Raw genomic sequence first — 4,487 nt, 5'->3', positions numbered from 1 at the left:
TGTTCAGTAAAGCCGGACGTTTGGACGCAGCGACTTGAGCCATAAACGTCTCTCCTTATTGCGTCAGCACGACGCAGCTGTCCGCATCCCAGCAGAGGCGAACTTCGTCTCCCCAGGTGGGTGCGCCTTTACGGAAGCGATAGGCATTCTGCAACTGCGCGCTGATCATCTGCCCGCTGTGCAGGCGCACATGGTAGATGGAGAGGTCGCCCAGATAAGCAATATGCACCACTTCGCCCACGGCAAAATTGCACCCGTCGGCGGGCACCTCGTCGCTGAGCATGACTTTTTCCGGCCGCAGCGCCACGTGCACGGGCACGCCGTCCACTATTGACGCATCTGAATCCACTTTCAGCGGATGGAGCAGACCGGGGCTGTCAATAATCAGCCCATCTGGCTGACGCTCGCGCAGCATCCCCTGAAAAAGATTCACCGAGCCGATAAATTCGGCGCTGTAGCGCGTCGTCGGGTGCTCATAGATCTCTTCCGGCTCGCCAATCTGCACAAATTTTCCGCGGTTCATAATGGCAATACGGCCGGCCATTGTCATCGCTTCTTCCTGATCGTGCGTGACCATTACGCACGTTGCGCCGACGCGTTCAAGAATGTCCACAACCTCAAGCTGCATACGGTCACGCAGTTTTTTATCCAGCGCGCCCATCGGCTCATCCAGCAGCAGCAGCTTAGGCCGTTTAGCCAGGCTACGTGCCAACGCCACGCGCTGCCGCTGACCGCCGGAAAGCTGGTGAGGCTTACGCTTTGCGTACTCCTGCATATGCACCAGCGCCAGCATCTCGCTCACGCGCCCGGCAATTTCCGCTTTGGGCAGCCGGTCCTGTTTCAGACCGAAGGCAATATTTTGTTCCACCGTCATATGCGGAAAAAGCGCATAAGACTGAAACATCATGTTGATAGGCCGCTGATAGGGCGGCACGTGGGAAAGATCCTGACCGTCTAACATAATCTGTCCGGACGTGGGGGCTTCAAAGCCGGCCAGCATCCGCAACAGCGTCGATTTTCCGCAGCCGGAAGCACCCAGCAGCGCAAAAATTTCACCTTTGTAAATCGTCAGGTTGACGTCGTCAACCGCATGCTGTCCGTCAAAGGACTTGGTCAGATTGCGTATTTCCAGCAGCGGCGTGACGGCTCTGCTGACTTTTTTTTGCGGGCGAGGGATCGCGTCGTTCACTTCCATTACACTCCGGCGCTTTTAAACGGTCATACCGTATAAAAAGAAAACAGAGGCGGGTTCGCCTCTGTAATAACTCAGTGAGGCTTCAGCTACTTGCCACTTTTAACTTTAGTCCATGCCCGCGTACGCACACGATCGAGTTTCGGATCCTGGACTTTCAGCACAAACAATTTAGCCATCGTCTCTGCATTGGGATAAATGCCCGGATTATCACGCACGCTGGCATCCACTAACGGCACCGAGGCTTTATTGCCGCTGGCGTAGAAAATCTTGTTAGAGATATTCGCCATCACGGCTGGCTCCATCAGATAGTTCAGGAACTGATAAGCTTCATCCATGTTCTTCGCGTCTTTAGGAATAGCCAGCATGTCGAAGAAGGCCAGCGCGCCCTCTTTCGGAATGCTGTAGGCGATATTCACGCCATTTTTTGCCGCGGCAGCGCGGTTCTTCGCCTGCAGCACGTCGCCCGCCCAGCCAATAGCCACACAGGTGTTACCGTTCGCCAGATCGTTAATGTACTGCGAAGAGTGGAAGTAGCGAATGCTCGGACGCAGCTTCAGCAACAGATCGGTCGCCGCGCCGGAATAATCTTTTGCATCGCTACTGTTAGGATCTTTGCCCAGATAGTTCAGGACGGTAGCAAAGATCTCTTCCGGCGCGTCCAGGAAAGAGACACCGCAACTTTTCAGCTTTTCCAGATTCTCAGGCTTAAGCACCAGATCCCAACTGTTTACGGGCGCATCTTTGCCCAAAGCGGCTTTGACTTTGTCCACGTTATAACCGATGCCGGTAGTGGCCCACAGATAGGGAATAGCGTATTTATTGCCGGGATCGTGCTGCTCAACCTTTTTCAGCAAATCAGGATCGAGGTTTTTGTAATTTGGCAGCTTGCTCTTATCCAGCGGCTGAAAAACACCGGACTGCAGCTGGCGAGCCAAAAAGCTGGAGGACGGCACCACAATATCGTAGCCGGTGCTGCCGGCCATCAGCTTGCCTTCCAACACTTCATTGGAGTCGAAAACGTCGTAAATAACTTTAATGCCGCTCTGCTTTTCAAAATCAGGCACGGTATTGGGCGCGATATAATCGGACCAGTTATAAACGTGCAGGGTCTTATCCGCTGCCGTCACCCCGGCTGAAACTGCCATCACCATGCCAGCAACCAAGCCTGACCATTTTTTACGCTGGTTGAACATGTTTTCTCTCCTCCTGAACAGAGATCACTACGGCTAAAAAGCAGACCAACGGCGTCTTCACTCACTGTAAGGATTAGCCGCCGCGCTGTTAAATAGAAAAAACCTATACCTGCTGCGGCTTTGCACACAAAATGCCGTTTCGCAAGGATAGCCCCACAATGCAGGCCAGACCAGAGCCGGGCGTAAAAAACGCCTTTTATCGATATTCGCCTGGTTTTACTCTATGCAAGCGAGCCAGGAAGCGAAAAAAGGCGCAGAAAATAGCGGGAAAGCGGCCTTAAGCCAGCATAAAAACGGGAAAAGTGGGCGGGAAAACTCAAGGAAATCGCCGGATACGGCCTTAAACGGAGAAAGATGCGGCAGTCAGGGCCAGCTGGCCCTGAAATAGTGGCTGAAAATCAATGCAGCATAGAGTGTGAAGTGACGATTTCACCGCGATCTTCCTCTTCGCTCATCATCAGCAAATGATTGGCGAAGGCTTCCATCACGACCATTGAAATCTGTTCTTCACTTTGCTTCATAAAATGCACAAACTGACCGTAAGTCAGACCGGCAGTAATGGTGAGCGACTGGCAGACAATCAGCTTGGGCAGATTGTCATCCTGGATATCAACAAAAGCTTTCACCGTCAGCGAACTGGCGTTGATCTGCGAAAGATCGCCTACCAGCGGGATCAATGCGGTTGGTTTGACTTCTGCAAGCGCGGAAAACAGGATAACGTTGTCGACCAAATCCAGCTTGGCATCAAACACCCCGTCGAAATTCTGCATATGCGGCAGGTGAAGCGCCTGACAGGAATCGCACTCAAACCAGGTGATGCTCTGCTGATCCAGCCAACGTCGTAAAAGCTCGATATCGGGAACGACGAGTGAATCCATGTAATTGGTCTCTTACTGCCTTAAAATTGCGCCCTAGCTTACGTAAAAAAGCCCCTGAACACCACGATTGTCTGGTAAATATCCGGTCAACCGCCGGTTTTCAGACAGAAACCAGGCCTGGCCTGCTGCTCGATCCAGGCGATCATCTGCGTGGCGATATCCCTGCCAGTCGTCTTTTCAATCCCTTCCAGGCCCGGTGAAGCATTCACTTCCATCACCAATGGCCCGCGTTCGGCCCGTAAAATATCGACGCCTGCCACGTCAAGGCCCAGCGTCGCCGCCGCACGCAACGCTATCTCCTGCTCGTTGGCGCTGATTTCCACTCTGCGCGCTGTTCCGCCGCGATGCAGGTTTGAGCGAAACTCGCCTTCTTTAGCCTGACGCTCAATGGCTGCCACTACCCTGCCGCCAATCACCAGGCAGCGGATATCCCTGCCCCTTGCTTCTTTGACAAACTCCTGCACCAAAATATGCGCATTAAGCCCACGGAAGGCATCAATGACGCTTTCGGCCGCCTGTCGCGTCTCTGCTAATACCACCCCTATACCCTGAGTGCCTTCCACCAGCTTGACCACCAGTGGTGCCCCTCCGACCATCTCAATCAGGTCACGGGTATCATCCGGCGAATGCGCAAAACCCGTAACCGGCATAGGAATACCTTCCCTGGCGAGCAGCTGCAGCGAACGCAGCTTGTCGCGCGCGCGGGTAATGGCAACTGATTCGTTAAGAGGGTAACTGCCGCAAACCTCAAATTGCCGTAAAACTGCCGTACCATAAAAGGTAATAGCGGGGCCGATTCGCGGGATAACCGCGTCATAATGGCCCAGCTGCCTGCCCTGGTAATGAATAGCGGACGACCCGGGGTTGATGTTCATATAACAGGATAAAGGATCGATGATTTCAACGCTGTGACCGCGTAGCTGTGCGGCTGCCAGCAGCCGCTTACACGAATAAAGCGAACCATCCCGGGAAAGAATCGCTATTTTCACCCGATATCTCCGAAAGGGTTAACGTGTTGCCCATCCCTGCTTATGCAGGTAATCCAGCATAAAAGGACGGCTTTCTTTGATAATGGTCTTTTGAATATGCTCGCTCCAGCTCTCGCTTCGCGCATTGCTTTCACGCGTCAGATAATACTCTTCATGCTGCGCATCGTAGGCCGCCAGCGTGTCCGGATCGATGGGCTGATAGTGATTCTCATGAACCAACATAGCGGCCGGC

4 protein-coding genes and 1 pseudogene are annotated in these 4,487 nt (G+C 53.4%); all 5 read right to left on the bottom strand.

Features of this window, described 5'->3' with window-relative positions:
* Positions 1 to 55: 55 nt before the first annotated feature.
* A complete protein-coding gene (potG, locus tag RTK32_RS05145) occupies positions 56 to 1,189 on the bottom strand; it encodes a putrescine ABC transporter ATP-binding subunit PotG (RefSeq protein WP_312042421.1) in 1,134 nt (377 codons plus the stop codon).
* 92 nt (positions 1,190 to 1,281) lie between these two features.
* Positions 1,282 to 2,388, bottom strand: coding sequence for a spermidine/putrescine ABC transporter substrate-binding protein PotF (gene potF, locus RTK32_RS05140; protein ID WP_312042413.1), 1,107 nt, complete (start codon positions 2,386 to 2,388; stop codon positions 1,282 to 1,284).
* A 398-nt stretch (positions 2,389 to 2,786) separates the two neighbouring features.
* Positions 2,787 to 3,266 carry a YbjN domain-containing protein gene (locus tag RTK32_RS05135; protein ID WP_312042412.1) on the bottom strand — a complete coding sequence of 160 codons (480 nt, stop codon included), beginning with the start codon at positions 3,264 to 3,266 and terminating at the stop codon, positions 2,787 to 2,789.
* An 86-nt stretch (positions 3,267 to 3,352) separates the two neighbouring features.
* Positions 3,353 to 4,255, bottom strand: a complete 903-nt coding sequence (gene rimK, locus RTK32_RS05130) for a 30S ribosomal protein S6--L-glutamate ligase (protein ID WP_312042411.1) — start codon at positions 4,253 to 4,255, stop codon at positions 3,353 to 3,355.
* Between the two features lie 18 nt (positions 4,256 to 4,273).
* Positions 4,274 to 4,487: pseudogene (locus RTK32_RS05125) on the bottom strand (oxygen-insensitive NADPH nitroreductase); the annotation flags it as partial.

Source organism: Erwinia sp. (genome assembly GCF_031978025.1).
Classification (GTDB): domain Bacteria; phylum Pseudomonadota; class Gammaproteobacteria; order Enterobacterales; family Enterobacteriaceae; genus Erwinia.
The sequence above is the reverse complement of the archived record's forward strand: the minus strand, read 5'-3'. Positions and strand labels throughout refer to the sequence as shown.